The 15,773-nt window shown below is 76.0% G+C and carries 11 protein-coding genes; 7 read left to right on the plus strand and 4 right to left on the minus strand.

Annotated elements, in window-relative coordinates; all coding sequences use genetic code 11:
* Nucleotides 1–127: 127 nt before the first annotated feature.
* Both E4A51_RS07145 and E4A51_RS07150 read right to left on the minus strand, forming a co-directional pair.
* On the minus strand, nucleotides 128–1,153 hold the full coding sequence (locus E4A51_RS07145; RefSeq protein ID WP_134851296.1) for an alpha/beta hydrolase: 1,026 nt from the start codon (nucleotides 1,151–1,153) through the stop codon (nucleotides 128–130).
* 67 nt (nucleotides 1,154–1,220) lie between these two features.
* Nucleotides 1,221–2,258, minus strand: coding sequence for a LacI family DNA-binding transcriptional regulator (locus tag E4A51_RS07150; protein ID WP_134851297.1), 1,038 nt, complete (start codon nucleotides 2,256–2,258; stop codon nucleotides 1,221–1,223).
* Between the two features lie 452 nt (nucleotides 2,259–2,710).
* Between E4A51_RS07150 and E4A51_RS07155 the strand changes: the two genes are divergently transcribed.
* Together E4A51_RS07155 and E4A51_RS07160 are read left to right on the plus strand one after the other, a co-directional pair.
* On the plus strand, nucleotides 2,711–6,118 hold the full coding sequence (locus E4A51_RS07155) for a glycoside hydrolase family 9 protein (protein ID WP_134851298.1): 3,408 nt from the start codon (nucleotides 2,711–2,713) through the stop codon (nucleotides 6,116–6,118).
* A 184-nt stretch (nucleotides 6,119–6,302) separates the two neighbouring features.
* Entirely contained in the window at nucleotides 6,303–7,604 is a 1,302-nt protein-coding gene (locus tag E4A51_RS07160; protein WP_134851299.1) for a YihY/virulence factor BrkB family protein, read from the plus strand.
* Here E4A51_RS07160 and E4A51_RS07165 read toward each other — a convergent pair.
* A complete protein-coding gene (locus E4A51_RS07165) occupies nucleotides 7,577–8,200 on the minus strand; it encodes a sugar O-acetyltransferase (protein ID WP_070320537.1) in 624 nt (207 codons plus the stop codon). The two genes, E4A51_RS07160 and E4A51_RS07165, sit on opposite strands and share 28 nt — an antisense overlap.
* Before the next feature lie 129 nt (nucleotides 8,201–8,329).
* Nucleotides 8,330–9,652: an aminotransferase class I/II-fold pyridoxal phosphate-dependent enzyme gene (locus E4A51_RS07170; RefSeq protein WP_134851300.1), complete on the minus strand. Its 1,323-nt coding sequence runs from the start codon at nucleotides 9,650–9,652 to the stop codon at nucleotides 8,330–8,332.
* 45 nt (nucleotides 9,653–9,697) lie between these two features.
* On the opposite strand from E4A51_RS07170, the gene E4A51_RS07175 reads away from it, so the two are divergent.
* The 5 genes from E4A51_RS07175 (at nucleotide 9,698) to E4A51_RS07195 (ending at nucleotide 15,770) form a co-directional block, all read left to right on the plus strand.
* Nucleotides 9,698–10,489 (plus strand): YggS family pyridoxal phosphate-dependent enzyme, encoded by a 792-nt coding sequence (locus E4A51_RS07175; protein WP_134851301.1) that lies wholly within the window; start codon nucleotides 9,698–9,700, stop codon nucleotides 10,487–10,489.
* Nucleotides 10,476–11,690, plus strand: coding sequence for an alanine racemase (gene alr / locus E4A51_RS07180; RefSeq protein ID WP_134851302.1), 1,215 nt, complete (start codon nucleotides 10,476–10,478; stop codon nucleotides 11,688–11,690). The genes E4A51_RS07175 and alr overlap by 14 nt, the downstream gene beginning before the upstream one ends.
* 83 nt (nucleotides 11,691–11,773) lie before the next feature.
* Nucleotides 11,774–12,943: a PrsW family intramembrane metalloprotease gene (locus tag E4A51_RS07185; RefSeq protein ID WP_134851303.1), complete on the plus strand. Its 1,170-nt coding sequence runs from the start codon at nucleotides 11,774–11,776 to the stop codon at nucleotides 12,941–12,943.
* 221 nt (nucleotides 12,944–13,164) lie between these two features.
* Nucleotides 13,165–14,703: an alpha-N-arabinofuranosidase gene (locus E4A51_RS07190; protein ID WP_046529269.1), complete on the plus strand. Its 1,539-nt coding sequence runs from the start codon at nucleotides 13,165–13,167 to the stop codon at nucleotides 14,701–14,703.
* A 107-nt stretch (nucleotides 14,704–14,810) separates the two neighbouring features.
* On the plus strand, nucleotides 14,811–15,770 hold the full coding sequence (locus tag E4A51_RS07195) for a glycoside hydrolase family 43 protein (protein WP_134851304.1): 960 nt from the start codon (nucleotides 14,811–14,813) through the stop codon (nucleotides 15,768–15,770).
* Nucleotides 15,771–15,773: the final 3 nt, after the last annotated feature.

The raw sequence follows: 15,773 nt of genomic DNA on the forward strand, positions 1-15,773 counted from the left end.
GACGAGCCCCCGTCGTCGTCGGCCGTGGGGCGGCGCGGCGGCACGCCTCGTCGTCGCGCCCTGCCCCCTTGTCCCCAGCATCGACCCGGTGCGGGGACGCGGCACGTCGGGGGCGTCGCCGCGCTGGTCAGCCGCGGTCCACCGCGACGAGCAGGTCGAGGCTCGCGCGGACGATCGCGGCCTGCGCCTGCGCGCGCGGGACGCCGGGCTCGCCGTCGCCCGGCTGCGGCCCGTAGTCGGCGAAGGACGCGTGGACGGCGCCGTCGACCTGCGTGAACGTCGTGCCGGCCGGCAGGTGGGCACGTGACGCGTCGACGTCGGCGGGGGTCGTGAGCCCGTCGCGCGACCCGGAGACGGACGCGACGACGAGGTCGGCCCCGCTCATGTCGCCGAGCGGGTACGACGCGTGCAGCAGCAGGCCGTCGACGTCGTCGTGCGTGGCGGCGAAGGACGCCGCGGCGACGCCGCCGAGCGAGTGCCCGCCGACCGCCCAGCGCGCGACGTCGGGGAACGCGGCGATCGCGCCGGCGGACTGCTGCGGCGAGGTCAGGGCGATGCCGAGCGGCTCCTTGAGCGCGACGACGAGGTAGCCCCGCTCGGCGAGGGAGCGCAGCACGGCGGCGGTCGCGCGCACGTCGACGCGCGCACCGGGCGAGTACACGAGGCCGGTCGTGGGGGACGTGCCGCGCGGGACGAACGCGTACCAGCCGGCGTGCTCCTGCACGTCGACGGTCGCGTCGGGCCGCAGGGCGGCGAGCGCGGCGTCGGTGGCGCCGAACGGGCGCAGCCACGCGGCGGCGACCGCGAGCACCGCGAGCACGAGGTACCCGAGGCCCGCGCCGAGGCCGACGACCACGCGGCGGGCGCCGCGGCGCCCCGGCCGCGCCGGGCGGTGCGCGAGCGCGACGACCCGCAGCAGCACGCACACGCCCGCGACGGCGGACGACACGAGGAGCACGCCGAGGCTCGCGTGCTGGTGGACGACGACTCCCCCGGCGGTCGCCGCGACCCACGCGGGTGCGGCGACGAGCGCGAGGCCGACGAGCGCGCGGACGGCTAGCCCCGCGCGGTGGCCGGAGGGGTGGGCGGCCCGGCGCGCGGGGCGGACCTGCGCGGGCCGGGCCGGCGGGGCGTCGGGATGGTCGGACGTCATGGCGCCCAGGCTACGGCCGAATCCCTCAGCATGCTGAGCATTGACGTCGCGGTGGACGCCGCCCGCGTCACGCCCCGTGCGCGGGCACGGCGACGGGCGCCGAGTCGCGCACCACCAGGCGCGTCGGCAGCAGCAGCGAGCTCGGCTCCTCGCCCGCCACGACCGCGAGCAGCAGGCGCGCCATCTCGTACCCGAGCGCGCGGATCGGCTGCTGCACGGTGGTCAGCGCGGGCTGGGCCAGCTGCGCGACCGGGAGGTCGTCGTACCCGACGACGGCCACGTCCTGCGGGACGCGGCGCCCGCCGCGCCGGAGCACCTGGACGGCGCCGACCGCCATGTTGTCCGACGCGACCGCGACCGCGTCGAGGTCGGGGGCCCGCTCGAGGAGCCGCTCCATGGCGCGCGCACCGCCGTCGCGCGTGAAGTCGGCGTGCTCGACGAGCGTCGGGTCGAGGCGCGCCGCCGACAGCGCGTCGGCCACGCCGTCCTGCCGCGCGACGGCCGCGTGCGAGTCGGTGGGCCCCGCGATCGACGCGACCCGCCGTCGCCCCAGGCCCACGAGGTGCTCGGCGGCGCTCCGGCCGCCCCCGCGGTTGTCGACGTCGACGTACCACGCGGGCTGCCCGTGCAGCGGACGCCCGCCGTACACGGCCGGCAGCCCGGACTCCTCGACCATGCGCTGCAGCGGGTCGTCACCCCGCAGCGCCATGACCATGACGCCGTCCGCGCGCGGTCGCCGCAGCATGCGACGCACGCGGTCGTGGCCCCGCTCCGAGTGGCACAGCAGGAGCTTGAGGTCGAGGTCGGCGTTCTCGAGCGCGGACGTCACGCCGACGATGACCTGACCGAAGAACGGGTCGCCGAACAGCTCGGCGTTGTCGTGCGACGCGGCGAGGACGACGGCGCCGACGCGCTGCCGCGCGAGCGCCTGGGCCGTCACGTTGGGCACGTACCCCAGGTCACGGACGGCCCGCTCGACGGCGCGCCGGGTGGCGGGGCTGACGTGGTTCGCGTTGTTGATGACGCGCGACGCCGCCGACCGTGAGACGCCGGCCCGCTCGGCCACCTCGTCGAGGGTCGGAGCCCGTCCGGTCCGCCCTGTCATCGGTGCCCCCTCGCGGCGTGGTGGTCGGCGCGAGGCTACCACCGGACGCGTCGTGCACCCGTCACGACGGGCAGCGCTCCCTGTCACGGCGTGCGCGCGCACCACCGCCCGTCAGGGTGATGAGCAGCGCGACGACCTTGACACGCCGACGGCCGGCGTCAGACCATCGGGAACCGGACTGGAAGCGCGTCCAGTCCGACCGGCTCGGCGCCCGCACCGCTGCGACGCCGCCGCCGGCCCGCGACGAGGGGGTCCCGACGCCACCCGGCACCGCACGACCCGCTCGCCGCGACCGCGAAGCACCACCCCCGACCGCCCCCTGACCCACCGCCCGGCGACCAGGTCGCCCCGTCCGCCGGAGCGTGGAAGCGCTTCCAGTCCGCAGTTCGCAGTCCGCCCGCCCGACCAGCCCGCGCGCCGCCCGCCGGAGCGCACGTCCCCCCGGAGACACCGTGGTTCCCTCTCACGCCCCGCGCCGACGGCGGCGCACCCGATGGCTCGCCGGCGCCACGTCGGCCGCCCTGCTCCTGCTGCCCGCGCTCGCGTCGACCGCGACCGGAGCCCCCGTCTCCGGCGTGCACGACTTCGCCGACGGCGACGCGCAGGGCTGGATCTCGTACGCGAACGCCGGGACGGTCACCTCCGGCGTCACGGACGGCGAGCTGTGCGCGACCGCCGAGGGCGGCGTCAACCCGTGGGACAGCGCGCTCCAGCACGACGACGTGACGTACGACCGCGGCACCACGTACACCGTCTCGTTCGACGCACGCGCGTCGGCGCCCGTCACGATCCCGATGCAGGGCGGCCTCGGGTACCCCGCGGCGTTCGGCCACCAGGTCGTGCTCGACGGCACCGACACGCCGCAGCGCGTCGAGTTCACGTTCACGCCCGCCGACTGGCCCACGCGGCCCGGCAACCCCGACTCGCCGGTCGCCGACGACTGGACCACGGGCACCGGGCAGATCTCGTTCCAGCTGGGCGGCCAGGCGGCGCCCTACACGTTCTGCGTCGACAACTTCTCGATGACGTCGGGCACGCGCATCGTCCACTCGTTCGCGGGCGGCGACACCGGCGACTTCGACCTCTACGACGCCCCCGGCGCCGGTGCGGGCACGGCCCGCGCGAGCGCCGACGGCCAGGGCGCCTGCATCGACCTGCGCGGCGGCTACGCGGCCGCCTACGAGGCCGGCCTCGAGCGCAAGTACGTCGAGGTCACCGAGGGCCGCAACTACGTGCTCGAGCTCACGGCGTACGTGCCCGGCGCGGGCGACGCGTCGACCGACGTCAACGTGCTCGTCGGCCAGTACGGCGACCCGTGGCACCGCGTGCTCGACGCGAGCGCGTCGCTCACGTCCGAGCCGCGCACCTTCACGTTCCCGTTCACGGCCAACGCGTCCTTCAGCGCCGACCCCGCCGCGGCGTTCGGCCGGATCCAGGTCGAGCTCGGCCGCCGCGCGACGCCGTACACGTTCTGCGTCAACGACGTGTCGTTCGTCGAGACCACCGAGGCGCCGCCCGCCTACGAGCCCGAGACCGGGCCCCGCGTGCGCGTCAACCAGGTCGGCTACCTGCCCGCGGGCCCCAAGCGCGCGACGCTCGTCACCGAGGCGACCGACCCCGTCGAGTGGCGGCTGACCTCCGGGTCGACCGTCGTGGCGTCCGGGACGACGACGCCCCGCGGCGTCGACCCGACCGCCGGCGTCAACGTGCACGAGATCGAGTTCGACGACGTCACGACCCCGGGCACCTACACGCTCACGGCCGACGACGACACGAGCCACCCGTTCGCCATCGGCGCGGACCTCTACCAGGACCTGCGCCACGACGCGCTGAACTACTTCTACCCGGCCCGCAGCGGCATCGCGATCGACGGCTCGATCATGGGCGACGAGGCGTACAGCCGCGAGGCCGGCCACGTCGGCCGCCCGGGCGACGCGACGCCCAACCAGGGCGACTACGCGGTCCCCTGCATCACGCCCGAGGAGGCGCAGGGCCTCTACGGCGACTGGACGTGCGACTACACGCTCGACGTGGTCGGCGGCTGGTACGACGCCGGCGACCACGGCAAGTACGTCGTCAACGGCGGCATCGCGGTCGCGCAGGTGCTCAGCACGTACGAGCGCGCGCTGACCTCACCCACGGGTGACGCCGCGCCGCTCGGCGACGGCAGCCTCGACATCCCGCGCGACGAGCAGACCAACGGCGTCCCGGACCCGCTGGACGAGGCCCGCTGGGAGCTCGAGTGGATGATGCGCATGCAGGTGCCGGCCGGGCAGCCGCTCGCCGGCATGGTCCACCACAAGGTGCACGACGTGGACTGGACGGGCCTGCCGCTGCTGCCCGCCGACGACCCGCAGCCCCGCCGGCTGCACCGCCCGTCGACCGCGGCGACGCTCAACTTCGCGGCCGTCGCGGCGCAGGGCGCACGCCTGTGGGAGCAGTACGACCCCGAGTTCGCCGCCGACCTGCTCGCCGCGGGCCGCGTGGCGTACGACGCGGCCGTCGCGCACCCCGACCTGCTGCAGCCGGCCCCCAACGCCGACCCCAGCCCGGGTGGCGGCCCGTACGACGACGACGAGGTCCAGGACGAGTTCTACTGGGCCGCCGCCGAGCTCTACCTGACCACGGGTGAGCAGGTCTACCAGGACGCGGTGCTCGCGAACGAGTACCACACGGCCGACCTGTTCACGAAGGGCGGCTTCTTCTGGGGCGACGTCGCGGCGCTGGGCCGCATGGACCTCGCCACGGTCGAGTCCGCGATCCCGGGCCGCACCGCGATCCGGCAGTCCGTCGTCGACGGCGCCGAGCTGTACCTGTCGCGGCAGGCCGCCGAGCCGTTCGGCACGGCGTACTCGGGCAACGCCGACGGCGTGTACGAGTGGGGCTCGAACTCCGCGGTCCTCAACAACCAGGTGGTGCTCGGCACGGCGTTCGACCTCACGAGCGACCAGCGGTTCGCCGACGCCGTCGTCGAGTCCATGGACTACCTGATGGGCCGCAACGCGCTCAACCAGTCGTACGTCACGGGCTACGGCACGGTGTTCTCGAAGAACCAGCACAGCCGGTGGTTCTCGCACTCCCTGACGGAGTCGCTGCCCAACCCGCCCCGCGGGTCGGTGGCCGGCGGCCCCAACTCGGACGTCGGCACGTGGGACCCGATCATCCAGGGTCTGTACAACCCGGAGCACATGTGCGCGCCGCAGCTCTGCTACGTCGACAACATCCAGTCCTGGTCGACCAACGAGATCACGGTCAACTGGAACTCGGCGCTGTCGTGGGTCGCGTCGTTCGTCGCCGACCAGCAGGCCGGCGACCGCTCCGACGCGGGGGCTGTCGCGTGGGTCACGACCGACCCGGCCGACACCACGGCCGTCGACGGCACCGACGCGACGTTCACCGTCGCGGTCACGGGGTCCCCGGCGCCGTCGGTGACGTGGCAGCAGCTCGTGGACGGCACGTGGACCGACGTCGCCGACGCGAGCGGTGACGCGCGCACGGTGAGCACGGCGCGCGCCGCGGCGCTCGCCGACGGCACCACGCTCACGGTGCCGGCCCGTCTGGCCGACTCGGGCGCGCAGTTCCGCGTCTACGCGGCCAACGAGTTCGGCGGCGCGTACTCGGCGTCGGCCACGCTCACGGTCACCGCGGCGGGCGGGACGGACGGCGGCTCGACCGGTGGGGGGTCCACCGGCGGGTCGACGGACGGCGGCGCGACCGGCACGACCACGCCGACGAGCGCCTCGCGACCGCTCGCGACGACCGGCGCGAACGTCGGCGTCGCGCTCGGGGTCGGGCTCGCGCTCGTCCTCGGCGGCGCGGCGGCCGTGGCCCTGCGACGTCGGGCCCGCCTGCGGGGCTGACAGGCTCCGCACCGCGCGGCCCGCGCCGCGCACCCACCGCCCCGGTGACCACCCCTCTGGTCACCGGGGCGGTGCGCGTCCGGCTCCGGGCGCCCGTCCGACGCGGCACGGCGCACGCCCCGCACGCCCACGCACCCCGCCGCGCCTACGATGCCGGGACGCCCCCGACCCTCCCGGAGACCCCGTGCTGCTCGTCGCCGTCGCCGCGCTCGCGGTGCTGGGGGCGGCCGCGTGCCGGCGCGCGTCGGCCGCGGCGTCGGCGCTCGCGGTGGCCACGACGACGCTCGTGGCGCTCGCGGCGGGCCTGGCCGCGTGGGGTGCGGTCGCGGCGGCCACGGCGGAGCGCGCACCCGCGTGGCTCGTGCTCGTCGCCGTCGCGGTGGTCGCCCCGGCCGCCGTGCTGGGCGTGGCGCACGCCGTCCCGCACGTGCGCGCGCGGCTGCCCGGGCGCGACGGGCGCACCGCGCTCGACCGCGTGGAGGCGTGGGCCCACCGGCACCCCGTGCGGGTCGGTCGGCTCGACGTGCTGCCGTTCGTCGTGCGGTGCGTGCGCCGCGTCGTCGACGTGCGCATCACGGGCCTGGCCGCCGAGATGACGTACTTCGCGCTGATCTCGGCCGTGCCGCTCGTCACCGCGCTGGGCGCGTCGCTCGGGTACCTCGAGCGGCTCACCGACCCCGAGCGCGTCGCGCAGGTCGAGGACGCCGTGGTCGGGGCCGTGTCGCACGTGCTGGCCGACGACGTCGCGCAGGAGGCGCTCGTCCCGCTGGTACGCGGTCTGCTGCGCGAGGAGCGCACGGGGTTCGCGATCGGGTCGGTGCTGCTGACGCTGTGGCTCGCGAGCCGCATGTTCCGCGCGGCGATCCGCGCGCTCGACGACGCCTACACGGTGCCCGAGCGGCGCGGCGTCGTCGCGCAGGTCGTGCTGGGGCTCGCGCTCGCGCTCGGGGGGCTCGTCACCCTGGTCACGGTGCTCGTGCTCGTCGTCGTCGGGCCGCTGCTCGGCGGTGGCGACGAGATCGCGCAGCGCCTCGGGCTGGGCGACGCGTTCGGCACGGTGTGGGCGCTCGCACGCTGGCCCGTCGTCGTGCTCGTCGCGGGCGCCTACCTGACGCTGCTGTACCGCTACGGGCCGAACCTGCCGCGCGGCACCACGTGGCGACGGGCTGTGCCCGGCGCGCTCGTCGGCACGGTCGGCCTGGTGCTCGTGGCCGCCGCGTTCGCGGTCTACCTGCAGGTCGCGGGGCCGTCCGGGCCCGACGTCGACGGCGGGCGGCTCGTGCAGGTCGCCGCGCAGGTGCTGGGCGCGCTGCTCGCGGCGGTGCTGTGGCTGTGGGTGTCGGCGATCGTCATCCTCACCGGCGGGGTCGTCAACGCCGAGCTCGACCGGCGCGCCGCCCGCAGACTCGCGGCGCGGGCGCCCGACCCGGGGCCGGGCGCCCGCGCGGGCGCCCCCCGTCAGGCCAGCGTGCCCGGCGCGCGGTAGGCGAACTCACGGTCCGCGTCGGTGATCGGGCGCAGCACGCGCGCGGGCACGCCGCCCACGACGACGCCCGCCGGCACGTTCTTCGTCACGACGCTGCCCGCCGCGACGATCGAGCCCGCGCCGATCGTCACGCCCGGCAGCACGACGACGTGCGCGCCGAGCCACACGTCGTCCTCGATGACGACGGGCGCCGAGAACTGCTCCATCTCCGCGCGCAGCTGCGGGTGCACCGGGTGGCCCGTGACGGTGATCGTCACGTTCGGCGCGATCATCACGCGCGAGCCGATCGTCACCTCGATGTCGTCGACGAGCGTGAAGCCCACGTTGACGAACACGTCGTCGCCGAACGACACGTTGTACCCGTACGACACCTGCAGCGGCGCCTCGATCCACACGCGCTCGCCCATGGGTCCGAACAGCTCGCGCGCGAGCGCCTGGCGGCCCGCGACGTCCGTCGGGTTCATCATGTTGAAGCGCCACGTGAGCTCCTTGGCGCGCTGCCGCTCCTCGACCAGCGCCTCGAGCCCCGGGCCCTCGTCGTTGTAGAGCCCCTGGGCGCGCATCCGTGCCCGGACCTCGCGCTCGACCTCGTTCATGCCACCACCCCGTCGTCGTGGCCCGGCGACCTGAGCACGGGCCGCGGTCACCCTACGACGCCGGACGCGGGCGCCGGCGAGACCTGGGTCCTCCCCGGCGGGCACGCAGGGACGCGGGAGGTCCCCGGCTCAGCGGGAGGGCCGGCCCGCGGGTCGCGTCGCGGCGGCGAGGTCGTCGGCGAGCCGGACCGCGTCGTCGTCGTCGAGGTCGTGGACGGTCAGCCGCAGGTGGGGAGCGCGCGGGACGCGGCGCTCGAGCGCGAAGTCCGCGCCGTCGCGCGCGAGCCACCCGCGGCGCATGAGCCGCGCGGTCACGTCGGACGACGGGGCGGGCAGCGCGACCCACACGTTGAGGCCGTCCGGCGCCGTCGCGGCGAGGCCGCGGGAGGCGAGCAGGTCGACGAAGGCCGCGTTGCGGTGCGCGTAGCGGTCGCGCGCCCTGGCGAGCAGGTCGTGCGTCGCGGGGTCCGTGAGCAGCGCCGCGGCCGTGCGCTGCAGCAGGTGGCTGACCCACGTGGTGCCGGGGCCGAGCCGCGCGGCGAGGCGCTCGGCGGTCTCGGGGTCGGACGCGACGTAGGCGAGCCGCAGGTCGGGCCCGAGGAACTTCGAGACCGAGCGCACGACCGCCCACCGGGCGTGCCGCGGGCCGACGACGCTGCGGTACGGCGACCGGGACAGCAGCGAGAAGTGGTCGTCCTCGACGACGAGGACGTTCGGGTGCGGCGCGAGGACGCGGCGCAGCGCGGCGGCCCGCCGCTCGCTCAGGCTCGCGCCCGTGGGGTTGTGGGCGCGCGGCGTGCAGACGACCGCACGGGCCCCGGCCGTCAGCGCGGCGCGCAGCCCGTCGACGGTCATGCCCTCCGCGTCGACGGTCACGGGGACCGGCAGGTAGCCGGCCCGCCGGACCGTGCTGATGCTCGTGAGGTAGCACGGGTCCTCGAGCGCGACGAGGTCCCCCGGCGCGAGGGTCGTGGCGAGCAGCCGCTCGACGCCGTCGACGGCGCCGCCGGTCACCGAGACGCGCAGCTCGCGCGGGCAGTCCGCCGTGACGTGGTCGGTGGCCCAGGTGGCGAGCGCGGGGTCGAGCGTCGACTGCCCGTAGAGGACCGGCGCCGCGGGCGGCACGCGCACGGCGGCCGGGTCGGGGAGCAGCCGCGGGTCGGGGTTGCCGCTGCCGACGTCGCGCAGCACGGCGTCCCGCGCGAAGCCCTCCTCGGGCAGGTGGTCGGCGCCGGCGACGCGGGTGCCGGCCCGCCCGCGCGTGACGACCGCGCCGGCCTGGGCGAGCTGCCGGTACGCGGCGACCACGGTGTTGCGGTTGACGCCGAGCTGCGCGGCGAGCGTCCGCACGGGGGGCAGCGGGTCGCCCGGGGCGAGCGCTCCGCCGTCGACGAGCGCGCGCACGCTCGCGGCGATGTCGCCCGCCGTCCGGCCGTCGATCGTCACGTCCACGCGGCACCTCCCGGTTCAGCCTGAGCCTATGTTAGCGTTTGGCCTATGCCAAACATCGCCGCCGTGACGCCCGCGGAGCGCTACCCGACGGCGCACGACGTCGGCGGCCTGGGCCGCGCCGTCGCCCGCGTGCGGTCCCGCATCGCCGCCGCGGCCGAGCGCGCCGGGCGGTCCCCCGACGAGGTCCGGCTCCTGCCCGTCAGCAAGACCGTCCCCGAGGACCGCCTCCGCCTCGCCGTGCAGGCGGGGTGCCGCGAGCTCGGCGAGAACAAGGTCCAGGAGGCCGCGCGCAAGCGCCACGCCCTCGCGGACCTCGACGTCCGCTGGTCGGTGATCGGCCACCTGCAGACCAACAAGGCGCGCGAGGTCGCCACCTGGGCGTCCGAGCTCCAGGCCCTCGACCGGCTGCGCGTCGCCGAGGCGCTCGACCGCCGACTCGCGGCAGCCGGCCGCACGCTCGACGTCCACGTCCAGGTCAACACGTCCGCCGAGGACTCGAAGTTCGGGCTGCCACCCGACGAGCTGCCCGCGTTCCTCGCCGCGCTGCCCGCCTACCCGCACCTGCGGGTGCGCGGCCTCATGACGCTGGCCGTCCTGAGCGACGACCCCGCGCGGGTCCGCGAGTGCTTCGCGCTGCTGCGGACCCTGCGCGACCGCGCACGCGACACCGACCCCGACCTCGTCGGCCCGGGCGAGCTGTCCATGGGCATGTCGGGCGACTACGAGATCGCCGTCGAGGAGGGCGCCACGTGCGTGCGCGTCGGGCAGGCGATCTTCGGCGCCCGGGCCGTCCCCGACAGCGTGTACTGGCCGGGGGCGACGCGTGACCGCCGCTGACGTCGCGACGACGACCCGAACCCCGACCCCGTCGGCCGGCGACGACGAGCCGGAGTCGGCAGCCGTCGTCGACCTCGCCGCGATCCGCCACAACCTGCGGGTGCTGCGGACCGCCGCCGGCCGCGCGCAGGTCATGGCCGTGCTCAAGGCCGACGCCTACGGGCACGGCCTGCTCCCCGTCGCGCGCGCCGCGCTCGCCGCGGGCACGACCTGGTTCGGCGTCGCGCGCGCGTCCGACGCGCTGCGCCTGCGCACCGAGCTGCGCCCCGCCGACGCCCGCGTCCTGACCTGGCTGCACACGCCCAGCGCGCCCTTCGCGCGCCTGCTCGCCGCCGAGGTCGACGTGTCCGTGGGCGCACCGTGGGCGCTCGAGGAGGCCGCCGCCGCCGCGCGGAACACCGGCAGGGTCGCGCGCGTCCACCTCAAGGTCGACACGGGCATGGGCCGCAACGGCGTCGGCGCGGACCAGCTCGCGTCGCTCGCCCGCCGCGCCGCGTCCCTGGCCGGGGCCGGTCACGTCGAGGTCGTCGGACTGTGGACGCACCTCGCATGCGCCGACACCCCCGGGCACCCCGCCACCCACGACCAGGTCGCGCGGTTCGAGGACGCGACCGACGTGCTGCGAGGCGTGGGGATCGAGGTGCCGCTGCGGCACGTCGCCGCGTCGGCGGGCACGCTCACGGACCCGCGCCTGCACTACGACCTCGTGCGCCCCGGCCTCGCCGTCTACGGCCTGTCGCCGCTGCCGCCCGGCGACCCGCGCGCGAGCATGCTGACGCCCGCCATGACGCTGCGCAGCCGCCTCGCGGCGGTGCGGACGGTGCCGGCCGGGACCACGGTGTCGTACGGCAGCGAGCACCGGACCACGCGCCGCACGGTGCTCGGGCTCGTGCCGCTGGGTTACGCCGACGGGGTGCCGCGCCACGCGTCCACCGACGGTCGCGGGCCGGCCCGCGTGCACGTCGGCGGCCGCGCGGCCCCGGTCGTCGGGCGGATCTGCATGGACCAGCTCGTCGTCGACCTCGGGCCCGGTGCCCGCGACGCCCCCGGGGACGTCGTGACGCTCTTCGGCCCGCCCGGTGCGGGCGGCGTGCCCACGGCCGCGCACTGGGCCGCGAGCGCCGGGACCATCGCCTACGAGGTCGTGAGCCGGGTCGCCGCCGCGGTCCCGCGCACCTACCGGGACGACGACGTGCCGTGAGCGCACCGTCGGCCGCGTCGCCACGAGCGACGGGCCCTGCGCGCACCGAGCCGGGCGCGCCGCGCCGCGCCTAGTGTGTGCGCGTGAGCCTCCACGACCCCTCGCGCCCGGCCGCACCGCCCGGGGCGGTCCCGCCGCAGTGGGTGCCCCCGCGGCGCAGCACCACGACCCGCGACGTGCTCGGGCTGCTGCTCGTCGCACTGCTCGCGGTCGGCGCGCTCGCCGCGCTCGGGCTCGTGCTCGTGGAGGTCGGCGTCGCGGCGGGCGTCGTCGGGACGGTGCTCGCGCTCGTGCCGCTCGCGGTGGTGCTGGCCGGCATCCGGTGGCTCGACCGCTGGGAGCCCGAGCCGCTCGGCGCGCTCGCGTTCGGGCTGCTGTGGGGCGCGGGTGTCGCGGTGCTCGTGTCGCTCGTCGTCAACGACCTGACGCTCTGGACGGTCGCCAGCGCGACGGGCGACCTGCAGGCCGGCGCCGGTGCGGCCGCCCTGGTGTCGGCGCCGATCGTCGAGGAGGCCGCCAAGGGCGCGGGCGTCCTCGTGCTGTTCCTCGCGCGGCGGCGCTACTTCGACGGCGTGGTCGACGGGATCGTGTACGCGGGGGTCGTCGCGGCGGGCTTCGCGTTCACCGAGAACGTCCTGTACTTCGGGCGTGCGGGCGAGGCGCTGGCCGGCACGTTCGTCATGCGCGGTCTCGCGACGCCGTTCGCGCACCTGCTGTTCACGGCGTGCACGGGCGCGGCGCTGGGGCTCGCGGCCCGGTCGCGGCACCGGGGGGCGGCGTGGTGGCTGCTCCCGCTCGGTCTGCTCGCCGCGATGATCGGCCACGGGCTGTGGAACGCCACCAACCTCGCGGCGGGCGACGCGTACCTCGCGGTGTTCGCGGTCGTGCAGGTGCCGCTGTTCGCGGGGGTCGTCGGGATCGCGGTGTGGCTGCGCCGTCAGGAGTCCGAGGTGATCCGGCGCCGCCTCACCGAGTACGGCTACGCCGGGTGGTTCGCGCCGCACGAGGTCGAGATGCTCGCGTCGCTGCCGCGGCGCAGCACAGCCGTCGGCTGGGCGGCCCGCACGGGTGGTCCGGCGGCGGCGGACGCGATGCGCCGGTTCCAGCGCGACGCGACGTCGCTCGCGTTCCTGCGGCAGCAGGCCCTGTCGGGCCGTGCCGACCTGCGCCGTCACACCGAGTCGGAGCGCGACCTCCTGACGGCCGTCACGACCGCCCGCCACCAGATCCTGACGCCACCACCCCGCCCCTGAACCGCCCGGTGCCGGCGGGCGCCGCGGAACCAGTCACGTCTCGGCGGCGAGCCGTCGGAGCTGGTCACCTCTCTGGCCAGTTCCGACGCCGGAACGGTTCCGCGCGGGTCCCGGTGGGCGGGTGCCCGGGGCGGGTATGCTGGGCGGGTTTACAACGTTGTGAAATCCCGCGCGCCCCGAGCACCCGTGCGTCGGCGCCGCGGACCGACCCCGGAGCACCGATGACCGCGCACGCCACCGTCCTGCTGCACCCCGACTTCCGCACCGGCACGCTCGACCGCCGCCTCTTCGGCTCGTTCGTCGAGCACCTCGGCCGCGCGGTCTACACGGGCATCTACGAGCCCGACCACGCGACCGCCGACGAGCACGGCTTCCGCCGCGACGTCGCCGACCTCACGCGCGAGCTCGGCGTCACCGTGGTGCGCTACCCGGGCGGCAACTTCGTCTCCAACTACGTGTGGGAGGACGGCGTCGGGCCCGTCGAGCAGCGCAAGCCGTTCATCGACCTCGCGTGGCGCACGGTCGAGCCCAACCTCATCGGCACCGACGAGTTCCTGCAGTGGGCCGAGCGCGAGGGCATCGAGCCGATGATGGCCGTCAACCTGGGCACGCGCGGCGTCGCCGAGGCCGCGGCGCTCGTCGAGTACTGCAACGGCGTCGCCGGCTCGCGCTGGGCCGACCTGCGCATCGCCAACGGCCGCACCGAGCCGTACGGCGTCAAGCTGTGGTGCCTCGGCAACGAGATGGACGGCCCGTGGCAGATCGGCCACAAGGACGCGCACGAGTACGGCAAGCTCGCCGCCGAGGCCGGCAAGGCCATGAAGCTCGTCGACCCGACCATCGAGCTCGTCGCGTGCGGGTCGTCGTCCATGACCATGGACACGTTCGGCGAGTGGGAGCAGACCGTCCTGTCGTACACGTACGACCTGGTCGACCACATCTCGATGCACGCGTACTACGAGGAGCACGACGGCGACCGCGCGTCGTTCCTCGGCTCCGGGACCAGCATGGACCGCTTCATCCGCCGCGTCGTCGCGTCGGCCGACGCCGTCGGCGCGCGCAAGCGCTCGGACAAGCAGATCACCATCTCGTTCGACGAGTGGAACGTCTGGTACCTCGAGACGCGGTTCCCGGGCGAGTCGAACCTGCCGCTGCAGCACCAGCCCGCGCGCATCATCGAGGACGTCTACTCGGGCCTCGACGCCGTGGTCCTGGGCGACCTCATGGTCACGCTGCTCAACCACGCGGACCGCGTGCCCGTCGCGTGCCTCGCGCAGCTCGTCAACGTCATCGCGCCGATCATGACCGAGCCGGGCGGCGAGGCGTGGAAGCAGCCCACCTACCACCCGTTCGCGGCCACGACGCGCCTCGCGCAGGGCGACGTGCTCGACGTGCGCGTGCAGGCCCCGACGTACACGACGGCGCGCCACGGCGACGTCCCGACGGTCACCGCCGCGGTCACGTGGGCGGGCGAGCCCGACGCCGGCGAGCTCGGCGTGTTCCTCGTCAACCGCACCGCCGAGGCCGTCGAGGTCGAGCTGCGGCACCCCGGCGTCGCGCTCACGCTGGGCGGCGGCACGCAGGTCACGGCCGACCACGAGCCCGCCGTGCACGGCCCCGCGCACGCCGCGAAGGTCGCCGCCGAGCACGTGACGACGCTCGACGCGGCCCCCGTGACCGCGAGCGCGACCGGCACCACGACCGTGCGCCTCGCGCCCGAGTCCTGGACCGCGCTGTCGGGCACCGCGACGGTCGTCTGACCACGGTCGTCCGACGACGACCCGGCCGCCCTCCCCGACCCCGGGGAGGGCGGCCCGCCCCCCCTCTTGAACCGCGAGAGCGCGATCCAGTCACCCCGGAGGCCCTGGTGGACGAGCCGTACGGCTACCTGCTGGTGCACCACGTCGAGGACCCCGACGGGTACGGCGAGCGCATCTACTTCTCGTTGTCCGAGGGCGACGACCCGCTGCGCTGGTACCGCGCGAACGGCAGCCGCCCCGTCCTGACGTCGACGCTGGGCACGACGGGCGTGCGCGACCCGCACCTCGTCGCTGGCGACGGCGAGTGGTTCCTGCTCGCGACGGACCTGCGCATCTACGGCGGCGACGACGCGGGGTGGGACGCGTGGACCCGGCACGGCAGCCGCAGCCTCGTGGTGTGGCGCTCGACCGACCTCGTGCGCTGGTCGGAACCGTGGCTGCTCGAGGTCGCGCCGCCCGTGGCGGGCATGGCGTGGGCCCCCGAGGCGACGTACGACCCGGCGACGCGCGAGTTCGCGGTGACGTTCTCGTCGTCGCTGTACCCGCCCGACGACGTGCACCACGCCGCGGCGTCGTACCCGCGCGTGCTCGTGGCCCGCACGCGCGACTTCCGTACCGTCACCCCCGCGCGCGTGCTCATCGACCACGGCACGGGCGTCATCGACACGACCGTGGTGCCCGCCGCGCTCGCGCCCGACGGGCGCGTGCACCGCTTCTCCAAGCAGGACGCCGACGCGCCCGGGTCGCTCAGGCTGTTCCACGAGGCGGGCTCGGCGCTCGACGCCGACGACTTCGAGGTCGTCGCCGCGCGGCTCGCCGACGACCGGTACGCGCACGTCGAGGCGCCGCTGGTCTTCCGCGACCACCGCGACGGCACCTGGTACCTGTGGGTCGACCAGTACTCGGTGCGGCCGCAGGGCTACCTCGCGCTGCGCACCGACGACCTCGCGTCGGGCGACTGGCGCGAGGTGCCGGGGTTCTCGCTGCCGCCCGACACCAAGCACGGCGTCGTGGTCCCGCTCACGCGCGCACGGCACGCGGCACTGGCGGCGGCCTACCCGCCCTGACGC

The organism is Cellulomonas sp. HD19AZ1 (genome assembly GCF_004535805.1).
Taxonomy (GTDB): domain Bacteria; phylum Actinomycetota; class Actinomycetes; order Actinomycetales; family Cellulomonadaceae; genus Cellulomonas; species Cellulomonas iranensis.